The 25,869-nt window shown below is 61.2% G+C and carries 25 protein-coding genes; 17 read left to right on the top strand and 8 right to left on the bottom strand.

Going from position 1 to position 25,869, the window contains the following annotated elements; all coding sequences use genetic code 11:
* Positions 1-133: 133 nt before the first annotated feature.
* The 5 genes from rluB to AB5Y81_RS12135 form a co-directional block, all read right to left on the bottom strand.
* Complete coding sequence (rluB, locus tag AB5Y81_RS12155; protein ID WP_279484100.1) at positions 134-1,057, bottom strand: 23S rRNA pseudouridine(2605) synthase RluB; 924 nt, start codon at positions 1,055-1,057, stop codon at positions 134-136.
* Entirely contained in the window at positions 1,050-1,646 is a 597-nt protein-coding gene (gene scpB, locus AB5Y81_RS12150; protein WP_123247226.1) for an SMC-Scp complex subunit ScpB, read from the bottom strand. The genes rluB and scpB overlap by 8 nt, the downstream gene beginning before the upstream one ends.
* A gap of 32 nt (positions 1,647-1,678) precedes the next feature.
* The gene (locus AB5Y81_RS12145) at positions 1,679-2,614 is read right to left on the bottom strand and encodes a ScpA family protein (protein ID WP_279484099.1); all 936 of its coding nucleotides are present in this window, start codon (positions 2,612-2,614) and stop codon (positions 1,679-1,681) included.
* On the bottom strand, positions 2,562-3,182 hold the full coding sequence (locus AB5Y81_RS12140) for an L-threonylcarbamoyladenylate synthase (protein WP_005302891.1): 621 nt from the start codon (positions 3,180-3,182) through the stop codon (positions 2,562-2,564). The genes AB5Y81_RS12145 and AB5Y81_RS12140 overlap by 53 nt, the downstream gene beginning before the upstream one ends.
* 116 nt (positions 3,183-3,298) lie before the next feature.
* Positions 3,299-4,180 (bottom strand): PHP domain-containing protein, encoded by an 882-nt coding sequence (locus AB5Y81_RS12135; protein ID WP_279484098.1) that lies wholly within the window; start codon positions 4,178-4,180, stop codon positions 3,299-3,301.
* Between the two features lie 437 nt (positions 4,181-4,617).
* Here AB5Y81_RS12135 and AB5Y81_RS12130 point away from each other — a divergent pair, with 437 nt between their 5' ends.
* From AB5Y81_RS12130 to AB5Y81_RS12095, 8 genes are all read left to right on the top strand, one after another.
* Positions 4,618-6,252, top strand: a complete 1,635-nt coding sequence (locus AB5Y81_RS12130; protein ID WP_279484097.1) for an anthranilate synthase component 1 — start codon at positions 4,618-4,620, stop codon at positions 6,250-6,252.
* Positions 6,245-6,844: an aminodeoxychorismate/anthranilate synthase component II gene (locus tag AB5Y81_RS12125; RefSeq protein ID WP_099359685.1), complete on the top strand. Its 600-nt coding sequence runs from the start codon at positions 6,245-6,247 to the stop codon at positions 6,842-6,844. The genes AB5Y81_RS12130 and AB5Y81_RS12125 overlap by 8 nt, the downstream gene beginning before the upstream one ends.
* A gap of 10 nt (positions 6,845-6,854) precedes the next feature.
* Entirely contained in the window at positions 6,855-7,883 is a 1,029-nt protein-coding gene (gene trpD / locus AB5Y81_RS12120) for an anthranilate phosphoribosyltransferase (RefSeq protein WP_279484096.1), read from the top strand.
* A complete protein-coding gene (gene trpCF / locus AB5Y81_RS12115) occupies positions 7,883-9,391 on the top strand; it encodes a bifunctional indole-3-glycerol-phosphate synthase TrpC/phosphoribosylanthranilate isomerase TrpF (RefSeq protein WP_368146673.1) in 1,509 nt (502 codons plus the stop codon). Before trpD ends, trpCF begins: the two co-directional genes overlap by 1 nt.
* A gap of 47 nt (positions 9,392-9,438) precedes the next feature.
* Positions 9,439-10,632, top strand: coding sequence for a tryptophan synthase subunit beta (gene trpB / locus AB5Y81_RS12110; protein ID WP_279484095.1), 1,194 nt, complete (start codon positions 9,439-9,441; stop codon positions 10,630-10,632).
* On the top strand, positions 10,629-11,435 hold the full coding sequence (gene trpA / locus AB5Y81_RS12105) for a tryptophan synthase subunit alpha (protein WP_279484094.1): 807 nt from the start codon (positions 10,629-10,631) through the stop codon (positions 11,433-11,435). The genes trpB and trpA overlap by 4 nt, the downstream gene beginning before the upstream one ends.
* Before the next feature lie 1,134 nt (positions 11,436-12,569).
* Positions 12,570-13,901: an ATP-binding protein gene (locus AB5Y81_RS12100; RefSeq protein WP_279484093.1), complete on the top strand. Its 1,332-nt coding sequence runs from the start codon at positions 12,570-12,572 to the stop codon at positions 13,899-13,901.
* A 24-nt stretch (positions 13,902-13,925) separates the two neighbouring features.
* A complete protein-coding gene (locus AB5Y81_RS12095; RefSeq protein WP_279484092.1) occupies positions 13,926-14,651 on the top strand; it encodes a hypothetical protein in 726 nt (241 codons plus the stop codon).
* A gap of 149 nt (positions 14,652-14,800) precedes the next feature.
* Here the strand turns inward: AB5Y81_RS12095 and AB5Y81_RS12090 are convergent, their stop codons facing one another.
* A complete protein-coding gene (locus AB5Y81_RS12090) occupies positions 14,801-15,328 on the bottom strand; it encodes a metal-dependent hydrolase (RefSeq protein ID WP_368146672.1) in 528 nt (175 codons plus the stop codon).
* 276 nt (positions 15,329-15,604) lie between these two features.
* Here AB5Y81_RS12090 and AB5Y81_RS12085 point away from each other — a divergent pair, with 276 nt between their 5' ends.
* The 4 genes from AB5Y81_RS12085 to AB5Y81_RS12070 all read left to right on the top strand — a co-directional run bounded on the left by AB5Y81_RS12085 (position 15,605) and on the right by AB5Y81_RS12070 (position 18,280).
* Positions 15,605-15,901, top strand: a complete 297-nt coding sequence (locus AB5Y81_RS12085; RefSeq protein ID WP_341536309.1) for a helix-turn-helix domain-containing protein — start codon at positions 15,605-15,607, stop codon at positions 15,899-15,901.
* Complete coding sequence (locus AB5Y81_RS12080; protein WP_279484089.1) at positions 15,885-17,201, top strand: HipA domain-containing protein; 1,317 nt, start codon at positions 15,885-15,887, stop codon at positions 17,199-17,201. Before AB5Y81_RS12085 ends, AB5Y81_RS12080 begins: the two co-directional genes overlap by 17 nt.
* A 96-nt stretch (positions 17,202-17,297) precedes the next feature.
* The gene (locus AB5Y81_RS12075) at positions 17,298-17,540 is read left to right on the top strand and encodes a DUF3297 family protein (RefSeq protein ID WP_005302916.1); all 243 of its coding nucleotides are present in this window, start codon (positions 17,298-17,300) and stop codon (positions 17,538-17,540) included.
* A gap of 197 nt (positions 17,541-17,737) precedes the next feature.
* Positions 17,738-18,280, top strand: a complete 543-nt coding sequence (locus tag AB5Y81_RS12070) for a beta/gamma crystallin-related protein (protein WP_279484088.1) — start codon at positions 17,738-17,740, stop codon at positions 18,278-18,280.
* Positions 18,281-18,349: 69 nt separating this feature from the next.
* Here the strand turns inward: AB5Y81_RS12070 and AB5Y81_RS12065 are convergent, their stop codons facing one another.
* Positions 18,350-18,793 carry an inhibitor of vertebrate lysozyme family protein gene (locus tag AB5Y81_RS12065; protein WP_279484087.1) on the bottom strand — a complete coding sequence of 148 codons (444 nt, stop codon included), beginning with the start codon at positions 18,791-18,793 and terminating at the stop codon, positions 18,350-18,352.
* Between the two features lie 181 nt (positions 18,794-18,974).
* Positions 18,975-20,186, bottom strand: a complete 1,212-nt coding sequence (locus AB5Y81_RS12060) for a NupC/NupG family nucleoside CNT transporter (RefSeq protein ID WP_211028522.1) — start codon at positions 20,184-20,186, stop codon at positions 18,975-18,977.
* A gap of 482 nt (positions 20,187-20,668) precedes the next feature.
* Here AB5Y81_RS12060 and AB5Y81_RS12055 point away from each other — a divergent pair, with 482 nt between their 5' ends.
* The 5 genes from AB5Y81_RS12055 to tauD all read left to right on the top strand — a co-directional run bounded on the left by AB5Y81_RS12055 (position 20,669) and on the right by tauD (position 25,639).
* On the top strand, positions 20,669-21,823 hold the full coding sequence (locus AB5Y81_RS12055) for an ElyC/SanA/YdcF family protein (RefSeq protein WP_279484086.1): 1,155 nt from the start codon (positions 20,669-20,671) through the stop codon (positions 21,821-21,823).
* A 372-nt stretch (positions 21,824-22,195) separates the two neighbouring features.
* Positions 22,196-23,170, top strand: a complete 975-nt coding sequence (tauA, locus tag AB5Y81_RS12050) for a taurine ABC transporter substrate-binding protein (RefSeq protein WP_279484085.1) — start codon at positions 22,196-22,198, stop codon at positions 23,168-23,170.
* 23 nt (positions 23,171-23,193) lie between these two features.
* The gene (gene tauB, locus AB5Y81_RS12045; protein ID WP_279484084.1) at positions 23,194-23,961 is read left to right on the top strand and encodes a taurine ABC transporter ATP-binding subunit; all 768 of its coding nucleotides are present in this window, start codon (positions 23,194-23,196) and stop codon (positions 23,959-23,961) included.
* Positions 23,958-24,788 (top strand): taurine ABC transporter permease TauC, encoded by an 831-nt coding sequence (tauC, locus tag AB5Y81_RS12040; protein ID WP_268037217.1) that lies wholly within the window; start codon positions 23,958-23,960, stop codon positions 24,786-24,788. The genes tauB and tauC overlap by 4 nt, the downstream gene beginning before the upstream one ends.
* A complete protein-coding gene (tauD, locus tag AB5Y81_RS12035) occupies positions 24,785-25,639 on the top strand; it encodes a taurine dioxygenase (protein ID WP_213343863.1) in 855 nt (284 codons plus the stop codon). The genes tauC and tauD overlap by 4 nt, the downstream gene beginning before the upstream one ends.
* The last annotated feature ends 230 nt before the right edge of the window (positions 25,640-25,869 follow it).

Below are 25,869 nucleotides of genomic sequence, written 5' to 3'. Positions count from 1 at the left end.
ACCCCGGCCCCCGCCAGCCGCCTGCCTGGCCCCATTAATTCAGCAATCCTGCACATTGAACAATAACGGACGCAGCAGGCGCCAACGAAAAGGCCCGCCGAAGAGGCGGGCCTTTTACAGTGCGACGCGGCGCTTACTTGCTGCCGGTGCCGGAGTTGCGGGTCGAGGCTTGCGGCTTGCGACGGGCGGTAGTGGCGCGGGCACGCGGCTCCTTGCCCTGCATCTCCTTGTGGCGCTTGACGGCGCGACGGATCTGGGCGGCCTGCTTGTGGCGGCTGGCCTTGCCATCCTGCTGCAGATCGACCTTGGACTCGGTCTCCGGCGGCAGGTTGACCAGGGCGCGCAGGTAGTTCACCTCGGGCAGTTTGAGCTCCTGCCAGCCACCGCGCGGGATGCCGCGATCCAGCTTGACGTCGCCATAGCGAATACGCATCAGGCGGCTCACCTGCACTTCCTGGGATTCCCACAGGCGGCGCACTTCACGGTTGCGACCCTCGGTCAGGGTAACGTTGAACCACTGGTTCAGACCCTCGCCGCCGGCCGGCTTGATCTTGTTGAACTTGGCCATGCCGTCTTCCAGCTGCACGCCCTTGCGCAGGCGCTGCAGCATGGCTTCGGTGATCTCGCCAAACACGCGCACCGCGTATTCCCGCTCCACTTCGTGGCTCGGGTGCATCAGCCGGTTGGCCAACTCACCGTCGGTGGTGAACAGCAACAGACCTGAGGTGTTGACGTCGAGGCGGCCGACTGCAATCCAGCGGGCCCCTTCCATCTTGGGCAGACGATCAAACACGGTGGGACGACCTTCCGGATCGTGACGGGTACACATCTCCCCTTCCGGCTTGTGGTAAGCCAGCACGCGGCAGATCACTTCCTCTGCGGCGCGGGTCTTGACCTGGTGACCATCCACCCGGATCACGGCGTTCACTTCGACGCGATCCCCCAGCGTGGCGACCTTGCCATCCACGCTGACCCGACCTGCGGTGATCAGGGCCTCCATCTCACGACGGGAGCCGTGACCCGCGCGGGCCAACACTTTTTGCAGTTTTTCACTCATCGGGGTTACCTGATTGTTGATCGCTGCCCGTCTCTGCCAACGTCAGAGTGGACAACGAGGGTTGCAGTTCGGGATCAAGCTCGGGGAGCTGCTCCAGACTCTGCAGATTAAAATAATCCAGAAATTCTCGGGTGGTGGCGAGCAGCTCCGGGCGACCCACCACCTCCTTGTGACCTATGCTGCGCACCCAGCCACGTTCTTTCAGGGTATTCACTATCTGGCTCGAGACCGCCACCCCGCGGATGGCTTCGATCTCGGCCCGGGTGATGGGCTGACGATAGGCGATCAACGTCAGCGTCTCCATCACGGCGCGCGAATAGCGCGGGGCCCGCTCGCTCCAGAGCCGCGAGAGCTCCTCGGCGTAATCCTGGCGGGCCTGAAAGCGCCAGCCGGAGGCGACCTCCTTGAGCTCCACTCCCCGCTCGCTGTAATCCTGTTTGAGCTCCGCCAGCAACAGCTGCACGTAGCGGCTGGTGACCGGGTAGTCCGCCAGCACGCTGCTCTTGAGCTCGCTGACGTTGAGCGGGCGCCCGGCAACGAACAGCGCCGCTTCGATCAGCGTCTTGAGTCGTTCAGCCGGCAGCGCCATGGTTCGCTCCTCGCATTATCGGCCGCAGCCGTTCAGTGGGCAGCGCCACGCTCGCTCTCCTCATGCTGGCTGGCCAGGGCAAAGTGAATGGGCCCCAGGGGTTCCGCCTGCAGGATCCAGATCAGCTGCTCCTTGCACAGCTCCAGCAGCGCCAGAAACGTCACCAGTACCCCCATGCGCCCCTCTTCGGCGCGCAGCACCTGCTCCAGGCGCAGGGTCTGGCCCAGCGAGAGCATGGCGAGGATCTCCGCCATGCGCACCCGGGTCGGGATCTGCTCGCGGCGGATCTGGTGATGTTCAAAATGAGTCGCGCGTTTTACCACACTTTGCATGTAAAGGGCGAGCTCAACCAGCGAAACATCGGGCGCCAGTGGTTTGAGATCGCCAAAATCCGGCGCCATGGCGCTGGCGACAAAGATCTCCCGCTCCAGCCGCGGCAACTCGTTGACCCGCTCCGCCCCCACCTTGAAGCGCTCGTACTCCTGCAGCCGGCGGATGAGGGTGACACGGGGGTCTTCCCCCTCCTCTTCGTCCTCCAGCTCCGGCGCCTTGGGCAGCAGCATGCGGGATTTGATCTCCGCCAACCAGGCAGCCATCAGCAGGTACTCGGCTGCCAGCTCCAGATTGAGCCCCTGCATCAGCTCCACGTACTCCATGTACTGGGCGGTGATCTGCAGGATCGGCAGGTTGAGGATGTCGAGCTGCTGGCGCCGGATAAGGTAGAGCAAGAGATCGAGCGGCCCCTCGAAGGTATCGAGAAACACCTCCAGCGCATCGGGCGGGATGAACAGGTCCTGGGGCAGCTCGTGATAGGGCTGCCCCAGCACCCGGGCAATGGGAGAGAGCGCCGACGGTGCCCCCTCGCCAGCCCCTGCGGGCGGCTGGGCGGCCGTCATGGCGACCGGTTCGACCGTATCACTCAAACGGGGTCGGATCCCCGGCACCGCGCCGACGCAGCACGGGTTCATCGTCGGAGAAGTCCACCACGGTAGTGGGCTGCTCGCCCAGATAACCGCCGTTGACCACCAGATCCAGCTGTTTGCCCAGCTTGTCGAAGATCTCCTCCGGGTCAAACTCCGCCATGTCAGATTCCGGCAGGATCAGGGTGGTGGAGAGCAGCGGCTCGCCGAGGGCCTCCAGCAGCGCCTGGGCAATCTTGTTGTCCGGTACCCGGATGCCGATGCTCTTCTTCTTCTCGTTCATCAGGCGACGCGGCACCTCTTTGGTGGCCTTGAAGATGAAGGTGTAGGGGCCGGGGGTGTTGTTCTTGATCAGGCGAAACGCACTGTTGTCCACCTTGGCGTAGGTGGAGATCTCGGAGAGATCGCGGCACACCAGGGTGAAATCGTGGTTGGGATCGATGCGGCGGATGCGGCAGATGCGCTCCAGCGCGCCCTTGTCACCCATCTGGCAACCCAGCGCATAACCCGAATCGGTGGGATAGACGATGACGCCGCCATTCTGGATGATCTGCACCGCCTGGCTGATCAGACGGGCCTGGGGGTTTTCCGGGTGTACGTAAAAGTGCTGACTCATGACTCGTTCTCGCAATGGGGGCAGCAATCTCTGCCCGCTTGATGGCCGCGAAGCCGGGCTTCACGACACTACCTTACTCTGTTTGGCGCCCGTTGGCGCCTGCATTACCGGGGCGGTTACCGGCTCGCCAGCAACTCTGCATGTTGCTCAGTGGTAAGCCCAAAATGACCGGGATACGCCAACCAGACCGGCATCCCCTCCTTGGGCAACCAGAGGTGGCGCCCCAGCTCGGTCCAGTTGGAGGGGAAGTGAAAATCCGATCCCACCGAGATATAGAGGTCGTGCTCTTTGGCCCACTGGCCGAGATTCGCCCTCTCCTGGGGGCTCTGCTGGGGCAGCGAGACCTCCATGGCATCGCCACCGGCCGCCTTGAAGGCCACCAGCAGCCGCTTGATCCACTTGGCGGTGAGATCGTAGCGGCTCGGGTGGGCCAGCACAGCCAGGCCACCGGCGCCGTGAATGGCGTCGATCGCCTCGCCCATCTCGGGCCACTCTGCCGGCACATAGCCCTTGTTGCCCCGGCTCAGGTACTTTTTGAATACCTTCTGCATGTTGTCGGCCACCCCGCGCGCCACCAGCACCCGGGCAAAGTGGGCCCGGGTCACGGCTGCGTCGCCAGCAAGCTGCTTGGCCTCTTCATAGGTGCCGGGAATGAGACACTTCTCCAGACGACGCCCTATTTCCTGGGCGCGTGCTTCGCGGCGAGCCTGTTGGCCGACCAAAAAATCGGTGAGCGCCACATTTTTTTCATCCACCCCCAGCGCCACGATATGGATCTCGTGATGCTCCCAGCCGGTGGAGATCTCGACCCCGCTCACCAGCCGCAGCGGCAGTTGCTCGTTCTCTATGGTGCGGCGCACCTCATCAAGCCCAGCAAGGGTATCGTGGTCAGTAACTGCTAACACCTCGACCTGTTTTTCGGCGGCGCGGCGCACCAGTTCGGCGGGGCTCAGCACCCCATCCGAGGCCGTGGTATGGCAGTGTAGATCGAATCTCATCAGATTATTCCGCTCTCGTGGTCAGGTCACCATGGGTACACATTCGGTGAAAGAAGGCTAAAAAGCGACTTGACTTGGCCGCGGCTTTATCGTTTTCTGTAGGCACTTCATTGCAAACATCTTTTTACAGGACTTTATCATGCAAACGACTTCCATCCTGACCATCTGGTGGTGGCACACTCCCTGACATGCGGGCGTGTGGTCGTTGCTGTACCTGTAAATCTGACAGCAAATAAAGAACCCAAAGAAAAAGCCCGCTGACCCCAGCGGGCTTTTTTATTATCCGGCAAATGGACCTGTGATGAAACCGAGAATTCAGACAAGCAAGCTGACCTGGCGATGGCGCCCCTGAACCAGCCACCCCGGACCCATTAAATTTTCAAGGAATTCAACGTCATGAACATCGGTAAACAGCATCACACGCGAGGGAACGCACTATGACAGCCAGCCATCGCCTTCCTCTGGGTGAATTCGATACCCTCACCCTCAACGCCCCCTATGTGGCCGATCCGCTGGCACTCTACAGCGAGCTCTGCCAGGGTCGCCCCAACAACCTGCTGCTTGAATCGGTGGAGATCGACTCCAAGGCCGGCAAACAGAGTCTGCTGCTGGTGGACGCCTGCCTGCGCATCGAGTGCCGGGGCCGCACCGTGCGGGTGCGCAGCCTGAACGACAACGGCGCCCAGTTGCAGAGCCTGCTGGCCGAGCGCCTGCCCGCCGCCGTTGCCCAGAGCCTGGTGGCCGGCGAGCTGCAGCTCGACTTCCCGGCCTCTGATCGGGAGCAAGACGAAGACAGCCGCCTCAAGGGGATCAGCGTGCTGGACGTGCTGCGCACCCTGCAGCGGGAGCTTGATTGCCAGCTCGGCAAAGAGGCGCTCTTCATGGCCGGCAGCTTCGCCTACGACCTCATCGCCTCCTTTGAAGATCTGCCCGAGGTGCCAGAGGGGAGCAACGACTGCCCCGACTACTGCTTCTACGTGGCCGAGACCCTGATCACCATCGACCACATCGCGCGCTCCACTGCGCTGCTCGCCTGCATCTTCGGCGGTGACAGCGACGAGAGCCGGGTGGAAGACAGATACCACCGCCTGAGCGAGCGCCTCGCCCAGTTCAAGCACGCCTGCCAGCAAGCCCCCGCGCAGGCACCGGCCACCCCGCCCCTCGTCGGCGGCATGAGCGTGGACAAGAGCGACAAGCAGTTCTGCGCCGAGGTGGAGAAACTCAAGGGCTTCATTCGCCGTGGCGACATCTTCCAGGTGGTGCCGTCACGCTGCTTCTCCCTGCCCTGCCCCAGCCCCGTCGCCGCCTATCGCCGCCTCAAGCAGACCAACCCGAGCCCCTACATGTTCTACGTGCAGGACGAGGGCTTCACCCTGTTTGGCGCCTCCCCCGAGAGCGCGGTGAAGTTCTGCGCCACCAGCCGCGACGTAGAGATGTACCCCATCGCCGGCACTCGCCGCCGCGGCTTCAACCCCGATGGCAGCATCAACCGGGATCTCGACGGCCGCATCGAGCTGGAACTGCGTCAGGACGAAAAAGAGGTGGCCGAGCACCTGATGCTGGTGGATCTGGGCCGCAACGACATCGCCCGCATCTCGGAGCCGGGTACCCGCTACGTCAAGGAGCTGCTGAAAGTGGATCGCTACAGCCACGTGATGCACCTGGTCTCCAAGGTGGTCGGTACCTTGCGCTCCGACCTTGACGCCCTGCACGCCTATCAGGCCTGCATGAACATGGGCACCCTCACCGGCGCCCCCAAGATCCGCGCCAGCGAGCTCATTCGCATGGTGGAAGGCAAGCGCCGCGGCAGCTACGGCGGCGCGGTCGGCTACATCAACGGCGCCGGCGAGATGGATACCTGCATCGTCATCCGCTCCGCTTTCGTGAAAGAGGGCGTGGCCCATGTGCAAGCCGGTGCCGGGGTGGTCTATGACTCCAAGCCGCAAGCCGAAGCGGACGAAACCCGCGCCAAGGCGGCCGCCGTGCTGGCCGCCATCGCTGCCAGCCATGGCACCTCCCTGCAAGCCCTGAGCGCCCAGCAGGAGCAACATAAGGACGTGAGCCATGACTAATATCTTCCTGCTCGACAACTTCGACTCCTTTACCTACAACCTCGTCGACCAGTTCCGCTCCCTCGGCTATCCGGTGCGGATCTACCGCAACAGCCTGCCGGCCAGCCGCATCATGAGCGAGATCGCCGCCTGCGAAGGGGATGCCGTACTGGTGCTCTCACCGGGCCCGGGCGCCCCCCATGAGGCGGGTTGCCTGATTGACCTCATCAAGCTGGCCCGCGGTCAGGTGCCCATCCTCGGCATCTGTCTCGGCCATCAGGCCCTGTGCGAAGCCTACGGCGGCACCGTCGGCGCGGCGGGCGAAATCGTCCACGGCAAGCGTTCCCTGATTGAGCACAACGGCCACGGCGCCTTCGCGGGGCTGCAAAGCCCCTTGCCGGTGGCCCGCTACCACTCGCTGGTCGCCACCTATGTGCCGGAAGAGCTGACGGTGATTGCCCACTATCAGGGCATGCCCATGGCCATCGAGCAGCAGGATGAGCGGGTGCTGGGCTTCCAGTTCCACCCGGAATCCATCATGACCTCGGAAGGGGCCCGTCTGCTGACCCAGGCGCTCGCCCATATCACCCGTCCAGTTAGCAGTGTGCGGTAAGGAGACCAACATGCATCATCATCTCAACACCCTCTATCAGGGTCAGTCTCTGAGCCGTGAAAGTACCCGCGACGCCTTCGGCCAGGTGGTACGTGGCGAAGTGGATCCCATCGTGCTCGCCAGTCTCTTGACCGCCCTCAAGATCAAGGGGGAGACCCCGGAGGAGATCGCCGGCGCCGCCGAGGCCTTGCTGGCAGAAGCGCGCGACTTCCCGCGTCCGGATTACGAGTTCTGCGACATCGTCGGCACCGGTGGCGATGGTCTCAACACCATCAACGTTTCCACCACCTCGGCGCTGGTCGCCGCCGCCTGCGGCCTGAAAGTGGCCAAGCACGGCAACCGCTCGGTCTCGAGCAAGTCGGGGTCGAGCGATCTGCTCGACAAGATGGGCATCAAGCTCGACATGAGCCCGGCGCAGGCGCGCCGCTGCCTGGACGAGCTTGGCATCTGCTTTTTGTTCGCCCCCCAGTATCACGCCGGGGTGCGCCATGCCATGCCGGTGCGCCAAGCCCTCAAGACCCGCACCCTGTTCAATGTGCTGGGGCCGCTCATCAACCCGGCTCGCCCCACCTATCAGCTGATGGGGGTCTATGCCCCGGAGCTGGTACGCCCCATCGCCGAAACCCTGCTGGCTCTGGGGCTGAAAACCGGTATGGTGGTGCACGGCGCCGGCCTTGACGAGATTGCCATCCACGGCCCGACCCAGGTGGCCCAGATCCGTGACGGCGAGATCCGCGAGTTTCTGCTCACCCCGGCTGACTTTGGCCTGGAGACCTATCCGGTCAGCGCCATTCAGGGCGGAGAGCCGGAAGAGAACCGCGCCATCACCGCCGCCATTCTGGAAGGGCGTGGTACCCCGGCCCACAACGCCGCCATCGCTGCCAACGTAGCACCGCTGCTGCTGATGGCAGGCAAGGCGAAGGATCTCAAGAGCGCGGCGGCCGAGGTGCTGGCGGTGCTGGCAAGCGGCAAGGCGGCGGAGCTCGCCGCCCGGCTGGCCACCCTGAGTCATCAGGAAGCGGGTCATCAGGAGGCATGATGTCAGCCACCATGTCGCACAACAGTCATTCAGAACGCCCGCAGGGCAAGAGCCAGTTTCGCAAGGATAACGAGATGTCAGACCTTATTGCCCCCCATGCTTTTCTGAACATGGCCTCCATCAGCCAGACCATTCTCGGCAAAATCGTGGCGGCTAAGCAGGAGTGGGTTGCCGCTCGCAAGCTGACCCAGCCGCTGGAGAGCTTCCAGAGCGCGCTGACCCCAAGCGATCGGGATTTCGTTGGCGCGCTCAAGGCGGGCTCCACCCGCTTCATTCTGGAGTGCAAGAAGGCCTCCCCCTCCAAAGGCTTGATCCGCAATGATTTCAGCCCGGAGGCCATCGCCGACATCTATGGCAAATATGCCACCGCCATCTCGGTGCTGACCGACGAGAAGTTCTTTCAGGGGGATTTCTCCTTCCTACCTCGGGTGCGCAGCCGCGTCCAGCAACCGGTGCTCTGCAAGGATTTCATGATTGACCCCTACCAGGTCTATCTGGCCCGCCACTATCAGGCGGACGCCATCCTGCTGATGCTCTCGGTGCTCACCGACGAGGGCTATCGCGCCCTGTTCGCAGTCGCCAAAGAGCTGGGCCTTGGCGTGCTCACCGAGGTAAGCAACGAGGAAGAGCTGACCCGCGCCATCGCGCTGGGGGCGCCGGTGATCGGCATCAACAACCGGGATCTGCGGGATTTGAGCGTGGATCTCGCCCGCACCAAGCAACTGGCTAAAGATATCCCGAGCGATCGGGTGGTGATCAGCGAGTCCGGCATCAACCACCGCGCCCAGGTGGCGGATCTGCGCCACCATGCCAAGGGCTTTCTGGTGGGCTCATCCCTCATGGCCGAGCCGGATCTGGAAGCGGCGGTACGCAAGCTGGTACTGGGCCAGAACAAGGTGTGCGGCCTGACCCGCGCCGAGGATGCCGCCGCCGCCCATCAGGCGGGCGCGGTATTCGGTGGCCTTATCTTTGTGGCGAAAAGCCCGCGCTATGTGGACATCCCCGCCGCCCGCGCCGTGATGGCGGGCGCGCCGCTCTCTTACGTCGGGGTATTTCGCAATGCCCAGCCCGCCACCCTCGTCAAGACGGTGGAAGCGCTCGGGCTCGCCGCGGTGCAGCTCCATGGCGATGAGGATGCAGCCTATATCGAGACGCTGCGCCCACTGCTGCCGGCTGGCTGCCAGATCTGGAAAGCCGTAGGCGTCTCTCTCGGCAAAGAAAGCGGCGAGCCGCTGCCCGCCCTCGACTATCCGGCGGATCGCCTGCTGCTGGATACCAAAGTGGGGAGCCAGAGCGGCGGCACCGGCCAGGCGTTCGACTGGGCCCTGCTGGCCGGGCTCGACAAGAGCAAACTGATGCTGGCAGGGGGCCTCAACCCCGACAACGCCCTCGAGGCGGCCCGGGTCGGTTGCCTCGGCCTTGATTTCAACTCCGGGGTAGAGAGTGCCCCGGGCCAGAAGGATGCCCACAAGCTGGCGGCCGCCTTTGCCGCCCTGCGCAACCTGTAACGCAACCCTTTTCGATGTTTCGATTTAGCTAATACAAGGAAGAAACCATGACCCTGCTCAACCCGTTTTTTGGTGAATTTGGCGGCATGTATGTGCCCCAGATCCTCATCCCCGCCCTGCTCCAGCTGGAGAAAGCCTTCGTCGATGCCAAGGATGATCCGGCCTTTATCGCCGAGTTTCAGACCCTGCTGACCGAGTATGCCGGTCGCCCAACGCCGCTCACCCTCACCCGCAACCTGACCAAGGGCACCAAGACCCGCCTCTATCTGAAGCGGGAAGATCTGCTGCACGGCGGCGCCCACAAGACCAACCAGGTGCTGGGCCAGGCACTGCTCGCCAAGCGCATGGGCAAGCACGAGATCATCGCCGAGACCGGCGCCGGTCAGCACGGTGTGGCGACGGCACTGGCCTGTGCCCTGCTCGGCCTCAAGTGCCGGGTCTACATGGGGGCCAAGGACTGCGAGCGCCAAAAGCCAAACGTCTTCCGTATGAAATTGATGGGCGCCACCGTCATTCCGGTGCACTCCGGCTCCGCCACCCTGAAGGATGCCTGCAACGAGGCGCTGCGCGACTGGGCTGCCAACTACGAGACTGCCCACTACCTGCTCGGCACCGCCGCCGGCCCCCACCCCTTCCCCACTATCGTGCGGGAGTTCCAGAAGATGATCGGGGAAGAGGCCAAGGCCCAGTGCTTCGAGAAGGAGGAGCGCCTGCCCGATGCGGTGATCGCCTGCGTCGGCGGCGGCTCGAACGCCATCGGCATGTTTGCGGACTTTATCGACAACCCTGAAGTGCGCCTGATCGGTGTCGAGCCGGGCGGTCACGGCATCGAGAGCGGCGAGCACGGCGCCCCGCTGGGTCACGGCAGCAAGGGGGTCTTCTTCGGCATGCACTCCTACCTGATGCAGGACAGCCAGGGCCAAATTCAGGAGTCCTATTCCGTCTCGGCGGGGCTGGACTTCCCCTCCGTCGGCCCGCAGCACGCCCACCTGGCCGCCATCGGCCGCGCCGAGTACCCCTCGGTGACCGACAAGGAGGCGCTTGACGCCTTCCAGGAGCTGGCCAAATCCGAAGGTATCATACCGGCGCTGGAGTCCTCCCACGCACTGGCCCACGCCCTCAAGATGGCCCGCAGTGAACCGGAAAAAGAGCAGGTGCTCATCGTCAACCTCTCCGGCCGTGGCGACAAAGATATCTTCACCGTTGCCGATATTTTCGAGAAAGAAGGAACCTTGTCATGAACCGTTACGCACAACTCTTCTCCCGCCTGGATGAAGCCAATCAGGGCGCCTTTGTGCCGTTCGTGATGCTGGGTGACCCCACCCCCGAATTGTCGCTTGCCATCGTCGATGCGCTGGTCGCAGGGGGCGCCGACGCCCTCGAGCTCGGCATTCCCTTCTCCGACCCGGTAGCCGACGGCCCCACCATTCAGGGTGCCGCCCTGCGGGCCTTTGCGAGCCACACTACACCGGACGACTGCTTTGTACTGCTCGCCAAGATCCGCGCCAAGTACCCGCAGCTGCCCATTGGCCTGCTGGTCTACGCCAATCTCGTTTATGTGCGCAAGATCGACGGCTTCTATGAGAAGTGCCAGCAGGCTGGCGTGGATTCGGTGCTGGTCGCCGACGTGCCGGTGCAGATGTGCGTCCCCTACAAGGCGGCTGCCGACACGTTCGGCATCGACAGCATCTTTATCGCCCCGCCTAACGGTGACACCGAGACTCTCAAGGCTGTTGCCGAGCTGGGCTCTGGTTACACCTATCTGGTGAGCCGCGCCGGTGTGACCGGTGCCGAGACCAAGGCCGGCATGCCGGTGGAGGGCCTCATCAACACATTGCGCGAGTTCAACGCCCCGCCCGCCCTGCTCGGCTTTGGCATCAGTGAACCGGCTCAGGTACGTGAAGCCATTGCCGCTGGCGCCGCCGGTGCCATCTCCGGCTCCGCCGTGGTGAAGATCATCGAGACCCACCACCAGAACCCGGAGCATATGCTCACTCGCCTGAAAGAGTTTGTGGAAGGGATGAAGGCCGCGACCAATAAGTAGAGGCAGGTATAGGGTCACATGCCGTTGGACCTGACCAACCAGCATAAGGGGAGCCCACTTGGGCTCCCTTTTCTATTTATCTCTTTTTGCTTCCTATCACTTTGTCCCCCTCTCCTTCCGGGAGAGGGTCAGGATGAGGGGACCCATAATCCCCGGCGTTATCGAATCGTAGGTTCGAATAGCGCAGCGTATTCGGACGTTCGCGGAGTTGATGTGGTGGCGTGGCTTCGCCACGCAGTGGCACACCGTAGGGTGTAATAAGCGCAGCGCATTGCACCGCAGGAAATAGTCCGCTCCACGACGGCAGACGCTCGCCAGATCCCCGAACCTGCGGTACGCCCCTTGATGCGGCTTCGCCGCATGGGACGCGAGGGCGCTGCCCTCGACGGGGTTTCGCCCGCCCTTCGGGCGTGGGCGAGTGACTTTGGAAAGACCCAAAGTCACCAAAGGTCTTCTCCCCCGCTTATTCGCCCGACTGACGTCGGGTACCTTCGGCTCACCCTCTTGTCAAACGGCACGCGCCGATGGGCCTTTGGCCTCCGCCATCCATGGCTTCGCCCAAAGCCCGCTTCGAACATCCGTGTTCTCGCGCCAAATCGGGTCGAGCGGTGCTCGCCCTTTCCCGATTTTGCCCATAGCCCAACGCCGCTCGCTCGGCATCCTGCCTCGCGGCCTAGAAAAGAGGGCTCGCCTCAGCGAATAAGAGGGGGATCAACACCGTGCTAGCCCACAGCCCCGTCTAACAGCAGATATGCTCCCTCTCCCCCTGGGAGAGGGTTGGGGTGAGGGGATAGTGCAGGTCCAGCCAAGCAAGTTGCTCACTCAGCACACGCCCTAATGACTAATTTATTGATCCAACACAGATTCCCGCCAAAACACGCTTCTCAACCACTACCCTCCCCCTTAAGATACCCGAATGACAATCAATCTCTCGGAAGAACGCCATGAAAGCGATTGTTGCTATCTCGCAGGTTAAAAGCAGAGGACTGGGGGCTGTCACTCAGGGGCTATAACCAGTTCTTTTTAGATCAACGGGCATTGCAGATAACACCACAAGCGCCCAAACCACGATGAGTGTCCATATTAATTTCTGTAGTTGTAGCCGACAGTTAACAAGACATTAAAAGGCAAGAAATGGCCGTTATTCCACAGTTCAGATTCAAAACGCACAACGGGCAAGAAAAGGCCGTCGACCTAATTCTGCCAATTGCCACTGTACCTAATTCGCTCTACACGACAACCATTGTGACCGGCCAGAACGGCTCGCAAAAAAGTACCTTATTGAGAGAACTGGCATCTTCTCTTATTTCTTCCCCCGACGCTTGGAGTCCAGTAAAAAATGAGATACGTTACTCGAATGTGCTCTGTATATCTGGTTCTACTGCTGACCGATTTCCACAGAAGGAGGAAAGCGGTGGGCGTCGTTCAAAATTCGACGTTCCCTATTACACCTATGTTGGTCAGCGTATTTATTCAAATCTGCTAAGCAAGAGAGCTCCATTAGAGACTATACTTTGTTTCGCACTAGACCCAGATAAACGCAATCGATTTCGATGGAGATTCTTCTCCGAAGCTCACGATATTGCGGGGGTTAATTCAAACGTGCAATGTACGTTAAGTTTTAAACATACCTCTAATGGAAAAAATATTGATGTATTGGGCGATATTCAAGCTATTACAAAAGATGATAACTATCGCTCATCAAAACGACCTCTTGTGTCATATGCAATGGCGCAATGGTTACTTGACGAGTTTACCTATGAAGAATTCAACGCACTCACAGCCATCCTTAAAAAAGAAATATCAATTAAGCGTCAATCAATATCTCTAAAACTTTCCGCAGAAGGTCCAACCTGCTCACAAGTTGATTTGAATGTTCTTCGACTTGGCTTACTAATCGGCTTATTTTCTCTGAGAGACTTTCTTGTACATAGTCGAGGGACTGGCCAAAAATTTTCTGTGCTCGAGTTGAGTTCTGGCGAGTTCAGCATGTACTCCACTATTCTCGCAGTTGGATTCGGGATTGAGAAAACTGGCGTGATTTTAATTGATGAGCCCGAGAATAATCTTCACCCACAATGGCAGCGAGACCTGATGGAGGCCATCTTCAACGTGTGCTCTGAAGTGCTTGAGAACAGCCATATCATTATCAGCACCCATTCTCCTTTAATTGTTGGTGCTGCTCGTCCAGGTAGTTTCATCGTAGACATGACGAATGAACACCCCAGTACACAGGTCGTCTCGTATGGAGCGTCCGCTGATGAGTTACTTCTAGCTCAGTTTGGTGTTGGATCGAGTAGAAACAAGGTTGTGGTCGATACGGTTCAAAAGGCAGTTGCTATGGTTGAAAGCGGTAACTTTGAAAGTGCTGAATTCCGTCAGCAAATCCCTCAACTTAAGCGCATCCGAGATTCGCTTTCGGCTGATGACCCTATGATTGACGTCATTGAAGCGCTTCTTGAATAATATGATGAGGTAGTTGGAGGATTAATGAACATCGGTTTCGAGAAAATATTCCCAACCCCAGTTGTTTTAGCCCAAACGCTTGTTGCGTTAAATGCTTACACTTGGAATTCAGGCGCAAATGAAGTTATAAACTTTAAAGGGAATCTGAAAGTAGCTCTACGGAAGGCTCAATGTGGTAGATGCTGTTTTTGTCGGCGTCAATTATATGATGACTACGCAACCCATCTTGAACATTTTTTAGATAAAGAAAGTTTTAATGAGTATCGTTTTGAAGTCTTCAACTTAGCTTTATCTTGTGGAACTTGTAACGGTAAAAAGAATGGGGCTTTCTCAACCTGGAGTAAAAGCAACAGAAGGGCGATTGCAAATTTTATTGGCCCCATAACACCATCCCGTTTGAGCCCGTTTTTAAATGGGCCATTGTCGCCGAACTCTCAATACCCAAACCAGCCCGCAGCATTCAGCTGGGTACACCCTCATTTTCATTCATATTCAGAGCATATTTCAATTTCTCGCGGATGGGTGTTCAAATACCTGACAAATGAGGGAAAAAATACGATTAAGGGTGTGAAGCTAAATGATGTAGGTGAAATTGAAAGACGTGCTCTAGCAGAGAAACTTGAAAACCGAGGTAGTCGGCTGTCAAAGCTAGTCTGTGCCATGTCTGAACTAGAATTTCATCGTGCCAGTGACGTAGGAACAGCCTTGGCCAAGGCCATACGAAGAAAACGAGCTTCTATAGGGCAATAAGATGAGTTGACATCGTTTTTAGAAAAGGAAAATCAGAACACCCATCTTTTTGAGCAAAACGTGACATTGCTAGAGCCCAAAAGATGGGTGTCCAAGTATTGATTTTTGTGCAACCACTATATATCCAGCAGATATTCTCAATCCCACCATTACCTCCTCCACACCCGCCATCCCATCAACACCAGCATCAATACACCCCCCGGCAGCCAGACCCAGTAGAGCTCGGAGAGGATCACCGCTTCACCTCGGGCGGTGAGATAGGCCTCCAGCTTGAAGGGGGCGACCCGGATCACCTGCCAGGGGGCAAAGAAACGCTCGTCACGCCACGGCCAGAGCCAGACAACCCCCTTGCCGCCGGTGGTGAGGGAATCGAGCAGGCTGTGGGAGAGCAGAGAGACCAGCAGAAACGACCAGACGGTGGCAGCGCTGGCCCGAAATTGGCGGTGAAACAGCATGGCCAGTGTGGGCAGGGCAAAGGCGAACAACAGGGAGTGGGTAAAGCCGCGGTGGCCAAAGATATGGCCGTAGTCGACCCCCAGTTTGAAGGCGAGCACATCGGCATCGGGCAGCATGGCGATGGCAACCCCTGCCAGCAGCAGGCGCGGCGGGATAATCCGGCTGCCAAGCCCCAGTCCAAGGCAGAGAGGGACGGCGGCGTGAGTGACTATGGTGGGCATAGGGTGAAGCTCCAACTGAAAACATGAGCCTACCCTATCCCCGCTCGGTGAAGCGAAGGTGAAGTGCCATGCTGCTCTGCACACAACATCCTCCCGGCCCCTCTATCATCCCCCAGACCCCCCCTAACCACCTTTCTGTTCTAAAAAGTGAACACTTCTACACTTTTTTATCGCAAACAACGCTGAGACTATAAAAAGTGCACCATCGTACACTTTTTGTTGCTGTTTGCTCTTACCATGAGTTAAGGTGTAACAACCTACACTTTTTCCGTGATCATGATGGCAGATACACCGTTGCCAACCGGCCTGAAAGAACTGGATCCCGCCTCGCTGGGACTGGCGATACGAGAGAGACGCAAAGCAGCCAAGATGACCCAAGAGGTGACTGCCTCACTGTGTGGCATCTCCAAGAAGACCCTGATCAAGATTGAAAAAGGGGGGGATGTCTACCTCTCGACCCTGCTGCAGGTGATGAAGGCGCTGGGACTGAGGTTGCAACTGGTGCAGGAAGCGGGATCACAGGTAACGAGCAGCTACAGCCAACCAGAGGTCGGTGATGATGAATGGTTCTGAGCACCATCGGCTGGAACTTCGGCTGGGTAATCAGCTGATCGGCCATCTCGAATATGACTCCAACCGGGATTCGTTTCAGCTCGGCTATCTGCCAGAGTGGCAAGCGCGCGGATTCCCACTCTCACCGCCACTGGCGTTGGATGGCTCGGCCAGCAGCGCTCAGATCCGGGCGTATCTCGGCAACTTACTGCCAGAAAATCGCGGGCTGGATCATCTGATTGAGGTACTCTCCGTTTCGCGCAGCAATCTCTTTGCCCTGATCCACGGTATCGGCCGCGATGTATCCGGGGCTGTCACCTTCACCCTACCCGCAGAGCCCGACATTCCCACCCGGTTTCGCCCCATCACACCAGAGGAGTTGATGCTGCGCCTCGATCAACCCGAGATTTGGCCGCTGGAAGTCTGGGATGGCCGCCCCCGACTCTCGGTTGCGGGTGTGCAGGCCAAACTCAACCTGCTGCGACTCGAGGGGAGGCTAGGATTTGGCGAAGGTGAACTCTGTTCAACCCACCTCATCAAGTTCGAGCATCACCCTCATCTGGTGATCAATGAATTTGTAACCATGCAGCTGGCCGCACAGCTTAGCATGCCGGTGGCGCGGGTCGAACTGCATACTGTGGGTCAGGGTGAGAAGTCCCACAGAAGCTTGCTGGTGGAACGGTTCGACCGTCGTCTTGATGAGGATGGCATGAGGGTCCGCCGTCGCCACATGATCGATGCCTGTCAGGGGCTGGGGTTCCCCGTCGCCCGAAAATATGAACGCAACTTCGGTGATGGTCGGGACGTGGCCCATATTCGGGAAGGGGTGAGCCTGCCACGGCTGTTCAGCCTTAGCGCTCTCTGCGTCAATCCAGCGCAGGCCAGACTGGACATGCTGCAATGGCTGCTCTTCAACCTCTGCGTCAACAATCACGATGCCCACGGCAAGAACTACAGCTTCTTCGTATCAAAAGCAGGGCTGACGCCCACCCCTTGGTACGATCTGGTCAATGTGGGGCTTTACCCCGAGTTCAACCAGCATCTGGCCATGGCCATAGGCGACGAATTTGCTCCCGAGGCGATCAACGCATGGCAGTTGCTGGAAATGGCCGAGGCATGTGACCTGCCCGAACGCCTGCTGCAACAGACCTTGCAGAAGATAGCCAGCGACATCCTCCACCATTTGGATGCCGCTATAGCCATGGTCGAGACAGACCATCCCGCCGAGCTGGATTATCTGGCACGCTATAAAGATGACGTTGAGCGCCGTTGCCACCATTTTCAGGAGCAGGCGGGGCTGTTGCCCGAACTGCAGCTATAGCCAAACCTTGCCCCCCCATGGGACGTAACCCAGCCTTGAGCCCATGGCGGGCATTGCCTACAATGACCCACTTTTTATCACACTCAGGTAAATAAAATGAGCGACAACAAACCTGCCCTGCCCGACCGTCTGGCGGCCAACCCGCGCAGCCCGCACCATGTGGCAGAGTGCTTCCAGCACGAGATCGGCATTCGCGTGAACGGCAAGGAGCGCACCAATGTCGAGGAGTACTGCATCAGCGAAGGTTGGGTGAAGATCCCCTCCCCCAAGGCCAAGGATCGCTATGGCAACCCCATGCTGATCACCGTCAAGGGCACCGTTGAGGCCTTCTACGCCTAAGCCGCCCTGACCGCGCGCCCCGCCGGGTCCGCCGCCATGCTGTTCAGAACACCGGCCTTGCGCCGGTGTTCTGCTTTGGGCCTTTCATCTTTACGTCGATGGCGGGCAAGGAGTGTCGCAGCGGGCGCCGTCCCCACTTGCGTCGAGGCTGCGTCTCGGCAATCCTTGCCGCCCCTTGAACTGGCAAGATCTCATCCATGCACAAGCTGTTTGTCCTGCTGGCGCTGTTGACCCTGAGCACAGCGGTCCGCGCCGATATCCTTATCAATCCCCAGATCGTGGTGAACGGCCAGAGCCAGGGTGGCGGGCGTATCCACATCTGTACCCTGACCCCCTTCAACAGCGTCTATGCCGATGCGGGGCGCAGCGAGTGGCTGGCGCGCCAGAAGGTGAGCCGCCGCTGCCAGCAGGGCCAAGGCAAAAACAGCCTGTTCTGCGAGGCGGCCAAGGCAAGCTGCATCACCACCACACTCGATGAGAGCGACGATGCCAGCACCCTGCTGGTATTTGACGGTGCCCACCAGAGCGGCGACGCCCTGCGCATCGACCGGGATATTGCGGATCTCGGCCGCTACGGCTTTGCCGACCGCATATCCTCCTTCACCGTGCCGGCTGGCTGGGTGGTACGTTTCTTCGAGGAGACCGACTTTCGCGGTGGCTACTACACCCGCAAGGGCGGCGAGCAAGAGGCGACCGACTTCAACAATCGCATCCGCTCGGTGCGGATCCTGAGCCGCTAGCGCCCAGCCCCATCACCTCTTCGCCATAAAAAAACCTCTGCCTGGGCAGAGGTTTTTGCTTTTCGATGCTTACTGCCAGTTGGGATCGGCCTCAACCTGCTTCATCAGGGCGGCCTGCATCTCCTTGTCCGGCTGGCCGAGCCAGGTGTAGCGGGCAAACTTGGACGGGGTTTCGCGGGCGACGTCGCTATCTGGCAGGTCGATCAGCACACCCCACACCCGCTTGGCCTTGGCATCTACCAGCAGCTGCATGTAGTGGTTGGCGCAGTCGTGGGGCTTGCAGACCGAACCGCTCTGATAGGGGGTGCCGGCCACGGCTTCGAGCGGGGAGCTGGTACCGTTGCCGCTGCGCACCCACTTGGGCAGGTTCTTGATGCCCTGGGTCGCCTTGGCCCAGGGGGCCTTGAAGTCCGCCGACAGCAGCAGATCCGAGGTATAGGTAGCGGCGGCAAACGCCGGCGCGGCGCCGGCCAGCAGCAGGGAGAGCGCCAATGCGCGAGAGAAACGGGTCATGGTGTGATTCCTTGTTATATGAATGCCTGAACGGACGCGGGCTGGCCGCGCGCCATCACGCTACCGCCTGCGCCCGCCCCTGTCGAGCCCACGCCGTGCCGAGGCGTCAGTGGTTGGCGCCAGATGGACGACACCCCGCCGCGCCAGTGGCGAGACGGGGTGTGCATGGGGCAAGAACTGCTTAGCCGAGGGAGGCGAACAGCCCCGCCAGAGTGGCGCTCATCAGGTTGGCCAGGGTCGCCGCCAGCACCGCCTTGAAGCCGAGGCTCGCCACGTCGTGGCGGCGCTCCGGCGCCATGGTGCCGATGGAGCCAAGCTGCACCGCAATGGAGCCCAGGTTGGCAAAACCGCACAGCGCGAAGGTAATGATGATCTGGGTGTGGGCACTGAGATCCTGCTTGATGTTGGCAAAGTCCAGGTAGGCGACGAACTCGTTCATGATCACCTTCTGGCCAATCAAGGATCCTGCCGCCATCATCTCGCTGGCCGGCACGCCGATGAGCCAGGCCACCGGGGCAAACAGGTAACCCAGCACTTGCTGCAGGGAGAGATCGGCCCAGCCGAACCACTCGCCCACCGTGGTGAGACCTGCGTTGATCATGGTAATGACGCTGACAAAGGCCAGCAGGATAGTGCCGATGGCCACCGCGATCTTCATGCCGCTCATGGCGCCACCCGCCAGGGCGTCGATGGCATTGCTGTAGTCGCTCTTGTCGAGGGTGATCTCGGCCTGATCGTTCACCTGCTGCTGCTCAGGCACCAGCAGTTTCGCCATCAAGAGGCCCCCCGGCGCCGCCATGAAAGAGGCCGCAATCAGGTATTTCAGATCCACCCCCAGTCCGGCGTAGCCGCCCAGCACGGAGCCTGCCACCGAGGCCATGCCGCAGGTCATCACCGCAAACAGCTCGGAGCGGGTCATGCCAGCCAGGAAGGGGCGAATAAGCAGCGGGGATTCCCCCTGGGAGAGGAAGATGTTGCCGGTGGCCACCAGGGATTCGGCGCGGCTGGTGCCGAGCAGGCGGTGAATACCGCCCCCCAGCACCCGGATCACCCACTGCATGATGCCGAAGTGATAGAGCACGGCGATCAGCGCGCTGATGAAGATCACCAGCGGCAGTACCCGCACGGCGAAGATGAAGCCGTTGCTGGCCAGATCGCCAAACACGAAGCGGATGCCGCTGTCGGCAAAGCCGAGCAGGGCGGAGACGCCGTTGCTCATGGCGCCGAGCATGATTTGGCCGGGGGGAAAGTAGAGCACCAGGGCGGCAAAGCCGGTTTGCAGGGCGAGGGCCCCGAGCACGGTCCGCCAGCGGATGGCACGGCGGTTTTCACTGGCCAGCCAGGCGATAAACATCAGGGCCAGCATACCGACCAGACTCAATAACAGCGTCATCTTGCACCTATGAAGAGAGAAGTTTCATACGGCAAGTCTGCAGACAGGCATCGCAGGGAGCGGGCGGGAGAGGTGCCGACCCCGCGACACGCAGACCACAAACCTACAGGTTAGTGGCGGGTCCCATCCTGGGGTCATTCACGTTCCGGGTGACGGCGAGTATCGGGTGACGCCAACCAGAACGCAGGGAGCCGCGCGCCGGGTGGCAGGTCGGGCGGCGATGGTACAGTGATCGCCGTCACAGAAAAAGCGGTAAAACGATTGGCACCGTCAACTTTTTCACGGCCGTTCTCCTTTTCGCCGAAAACGCGGCAGGATTGCGCCACAACTGAGCCACTTCACAGGAAAACCACACCTCGCTCCCCCCGAATAGGGCAAACACCGCCCCCTTCCCCGGATAACCGAAGCGGTTCACGTTTTTTCATGCCACGACGCGGTACACTGACCAATCACCAAGTTTATGTTTTTATTGAAAAAGCCCCATGGTCCTGGAATGGCCTGGTGCCATCAACCTTCGGTGGAACGCCATCATGATGAAAAGAACCGCGATTGCCCTGACGCTGGCCGGCCTGCTGACACTGCCTGCCGTGCTCCCTTCCGCAGCCTGGGCTGCCCCGGTACGCTCCCTGCAAAAGGAGCAGAATTACGACCAGTACATCAGCAAGCGCCAAGTGGTGGATCAGCTGCTGACGGACGCCTGGCAGATCTTCAAATCCCCCGCCCGCATCTCTACCGCCGGCTTCACCGCCAAGATGCCGAGCAACATGGAACAGGTGACCGAACTGCTGCTGCAGGCCTACCAGCTCGAGCCCTATCGCACCGACCTGCTCATCTCGGCGGCCAACGCCCAGATCTACAACGGCAACGTGGACAAGGCCATCGGCCTGTTCGAGCAGGCCCTCAGCACCGCGCCCGATGACATCGACCTGCTGACCTACCTCGCCACCTGGCAGACCTTCAAGCACAACGAGGCCGCCGCCAAGGGGTATCAGAGCAAGCTGGCGACCCTCAATCCCGGCCGGGCCGCCGATCTGCAGCGCATCTTCGACACGGTCGAGCGTGTCGTCGCCACCCCGCTCAAGGAGCAGGGTGAGCGCTCACCCAAGCCGGGCAACCGGGCCATCGTCACCCTGGGTTATGCCCTCAATCCCGATGGCTCCATGCACGACATCCTGCTGGGCCGGCTGGAAACCACCCGGGCGCTGGCCAAGGCCAACCCGGCGGCCCTCATCATTCTGACCGGCGGCGTGCCCCAGAACCGTCAAACCGAGGGCAAGCTGATGGCCGACTGGCTGGTGAAAAAGGGGATCGACCGCTCCCGCATCATCGAGGAGAACTACGCCACCAGCACGGTGGAGAACGCCCTCTACAGCGGCTATGCCCTCGCCCGCCACCAGATCGAGTACGCCACCCTGGTGAGCTCCGCCAGCCATGTGCGCCGGGGCCAGACATTGCTGGAGATCGCCTGCTGGCAGAGCGGGCCGGCCGGGATCCGGATAGATAGCGTCAGCTACCCCGACAAGCCGCTCTCCGAGCTTGCCAAGGTTAGCGACAGCGAGCTGCTCGGCATCTACCGGGATGCCCTGCGCACCTATGGGCTCTGGAGCTACCGCTCCGCCCCCCTGCTGGAGCGATGAGCTCAGGCACGCACGCTCACCCGGCCCGTTGCCAGCGCTCCTCTTGCCTCAGCGGCATCCCCTGCCCCATACTAACCCGCCCAACCGGCGGGTTTTATTTTATCCGCCCAATAAGCCAAACCGGTTCGATATTCAATAAATGGGCAAGCATTGCCGTATCTGAATATAGCTTGCCGATATTTTCAGCATTTTTTCAACACCCATTGCCAACCACTAAATATCGACTTGCCATATTGAGATATATGAATAAACGGATTTTATTGCCGTTCTTTTTCTAAGAATCATATTTCATCAGCCATATATTTTCGGTCTTTCCTCAGCGCCCCGATAAATGGGAAAACTGCCGCTTCATTCCCCCGATGGAGCAATATCATGACAGGAAAAGGACATTCCCTCTGGCTGGCGGCGCTCACCCTGCTCAGCCTGCAAGCCAGGGCCGTGGACGTTACTGTGGCCTACCAGACCTCTGCCGAACCGGCCAAGGTGGCCCAGGCCGACGACACCTTTGCCCGCACCAGCGGCGCCACGGTGAAGTGGCTCAAGTTCGACAGCGGCGCCAGCGTGGTGCGGGCGCTCGCCTCCGGCGACGTGCAGATCGGCAACATAGGCTCCAGCCCGCTGGCGGTGGCCGTCAACCAGCAGGTGCCCATCGAGGTGTTTCTGCTCGCCTCCAAGCTCGGCAACTCGGAAGCGCTGGTGGTCAAGCCCGGGCTCAACTCCCCCGCAGCCCTGGCCGGCAAGCGCATCGCCGTCCCCTTTACCTCCACCACCCACTACAGCCTGCTGGCCGCGCTGCGGCACTGGGGAGTGGATCCGGCCAGCCTGCAGATCGTCAACCTGCAGCCACCGGCCATCATCGCCGCCTGGCAGCGGGGTGACATCGATGGCGCCTATGTCTGGGCGCCAACCCTCAACGAGCTGACCAAGGGCGGCAAGGTGCTGACCGACTCGGCCCAGGTGGGCGAGTGGGGCGCCCCCACCCTGGATGTCTGGGTGGTGCGCAAGGCGTTCGCCAAGGCCCATCCCGAGCTGGTGCAGGCCTTCGTCGACAGCACCCTGGCGGCCCAGCGCGACTACCTGGCCAACCCCGACGGCTGGCTCGCCAAGCCGGACAACCTTGCCAAACTGGCCAGCCTGAGCGGCGTGCCGGCCAGCGACGTGCCCGCGCTGGTCAGGGGCAACACCTACCTGAGCGCCAGCCAGCAGGGCGCCGAGCTGGGGGATCTGGTGAACCAGACCCTGGTGGACACCAGCCGCTTTCTCAAGGAGCAAGGCAAGGTACGAAGCGCTGGCCACGATTATCGCGCCTACGTGACCGACCGCTTCGTCAAGGCTCACGCCCGCTGACCCCACATCACAAGGAGGCATGCATGCTGCAGCTCACCCACCTTTGCGCCGATTACGCCGGGCGCAGAGTCCTCGACAACATCAACCTGACCCTGGATGCGGGCGAGCTGATGGTGGTGCTCGGCCCCTCCGGCTGCGGCAAGACCACCTTGCTCAACCTCATCGCCGGTTTTCAGCCCGCCCAGCAGGGCACCATCAGCCTGCAGGGGCGGCCGGTGCGCGGCCCCGGCGCCGAGCGGGGGGTGGTCTTTCAGCACGAGGGGCTGCTGCCCTGGCGCAACGTGCTGGACAACGTCGCCTTCGGCCTGCAGCTGGCCGGCGTGCCGCGCCGCGAACGCGAAGCCAGCGCGCTGGCCATGCTGCGCAAGGTGGGGCTGGAGGAGGCCCAGGCCAAACCGGTCTGGCAGCTCTCCGGCGGCCAACGCCAGCGGGTCGGCATAGCCCGGGCGCTGGCCACCCAGCCGCAACTGCTGCTGCTCGACGAACCCTTCGGCGCCCTCGACGCCTTTACCCGCGAGCAGATGCAGACCCTGCTGCTGCGCCTGTGGCACGAGCAGCGCCGGCAGGTACTGCTCATCACCCACGATATCGAGGAGGCAGTGTTCATGGCCACCGAGCTGGTGCTGCTCTCCCCGGCGCCGGGGCGAGTCATGGAGCGGTTCACCCTGGACTTCGGCAGCCGCTTCGCCGCCGGCGAGCCCTGCCGCAGCATCAAGTCGGATCCCGCCTTCATCGCGCAGCGCGAGTACGTGCTGGAGCGGGTCTTTGCCGAGCGGGAGGTGTTTGCATGAGCCTCACCCTCTCCCGTCCGCTCGACCCTGCCCGCCGGATACGCCTGCGCTGGCCGCTGCCACGCCGGCTTGGGATAAGTCTGCTGACCCTGGGTTCCCTCCTAGCGCTCTGGTGGCTGGTGGCCAGGCTCGGGCTGATAAGCCCGCTGTTCCTACCCCCTCCCGCCCAGGTGCTGCAGCAGTTTGCCACCCTCGCCGGGCCGCAAGGCTTCATGGACGCCACCCTCTGGCAGCATCTCGCCGCCAGTTTACAGCGCATCCTCATCGCCCTCGCGGCCGCCACCCTGTGCGGTGTGACGGTGGGCCTCGCCATGGGGCTCAGCCCCACCCTGCGCGGCATGCTCGACCCGCTGATCGAGCTCTACCGGCCGGTGCCGCCCCTTGCCTACCTGCCACTCATGGTGATCTGGTTTGGCATCGGCGAAACCTCCAAGGTGCTGCTCATCTATCTGGCCATCTTCGCGCCGGTCGCCATGGCCACTCTGGCGGGGGTGCAGGGCAGCAGGCAAGTGCGTCTGCGGGCCGCCCGGGCGCTCGGCGCCAACCGCTGGCAGGTGCTCTGGTACGTCATCGTGCCCGGCGCCCTGCCGGACATGCTCACCGGGCTGCGTATCGGGCTCGGGGTCGGTTGGTCCACTCTGGTGGCGGCCGAGCTCATCGCCGCCACCCGCGGCGTGGGCTTCATGGTGCAAGCCGCCGGCGAGTTTCTCGCCACCGACGTGGTGCTGGCGGGCATTCTGGTGATCGCCCTGATCGCCTTCACTCTGGAACTTGGTTTACGTGCGCTGCAGCGTCGCCTGACGCCGTGGCATGGAGAAGGACTATGAGCAATTCCCTGCATATCACCCCCCTCGGCCCCCACATCGGCGCCGAGATCAGCGGCATCAGCCTGGCCGGGCCGCTCGATGAGGGCCAGTTCGCGCAGTTGCAGCAGGCCCTGCTGACCCATCAGGTGCTGTTCTTTCGAGATCAGCCCATCAATCCTCGCCAGCAGCGGGCGCTGGCCAACCGCTTCGGCGATCTGCACATTCACCCTGTCTATCCCCACGCGCCGGAGGCCGAGGAGATCATCGTGCTCGACACCCACGACGACAACCCACCGGACAACGACAACTGGCACACCGACGTCACCTTCATCGAGACGCCGCCGGCGCTGGCCATTCTGGCCGCCAAGCAGCTGCCGCCGGTGGGGGGCGATACCCTGTGGGCCAGTGGCATCGCCGCCTTCGAGGGGCTCTCCCCCCGTCTGCAGCAGTTGCTGACGGGGCTGGAAGCCGAGCACGACTTCACCAAGTCGTTCCCGGCCCATCGCCACAGCGCCAGCCCGGCCGAGTACCAGCGCTGGCAGGAGGCGGCGGCCCGTCACCCGCCGCTGCGCCACCCTGTGGTTCGCACCCACCCCTTGAGCGGTCGGCAGGCACTGTTCGTCAATGAAGGCTTCACCACCCGCCTGCCCGACTTGCCGGCGCAAGAGAGCGAGGCACTGCTCGCCTTCCTGTTTCGCCATGTCACCAAGCCTGAGTATCAGGTGCGCTGGCGCTGGCGGGAGCACGACATCGCCATCTGGGACAACCGGGTCACCCAGCATTACGCCAACGCCGACTATCTGCCGGCCCGGCGAGTGATGCACAGGGCCACCGTGCTGGGGGACAAGCCGTTCTGGCGCGCGCCCGCGTAACGCCAACATCTGCCCAGCACCGACCGGTTGCGTCGCTGTTATTGATCCCGCATAAAATAACGGTGCGCGTTACCGGTCATTATTTTCAAACAGATCAATGAGACCACCAAATATCACCAGAAATATGTAAATCGACACACCTTGCAATATTTCCATACAACTTCCGGCTGCCATCCGGTCGGCCCCTCCCCGTACTATTTCGGGGTTCAGGCTAGATAAATGGAAATAGA

Origin of the sequence: Aeromonas sp. s2 (assembly GCF_040907935.1) — a bacterium.
Taxonomy (GTDB): Bacteria; Pseudomonadota; Gammaproteobacteria; order Enterobacterales; family Aeromonadaceae; genus Aeromonas; species Aeromonas dhakensis.
The sequence above is the reverse complement of the archived record's forward strand: the minus strand, read 5'-3'. Positions and strand labels throughout refer to the sequence as shown.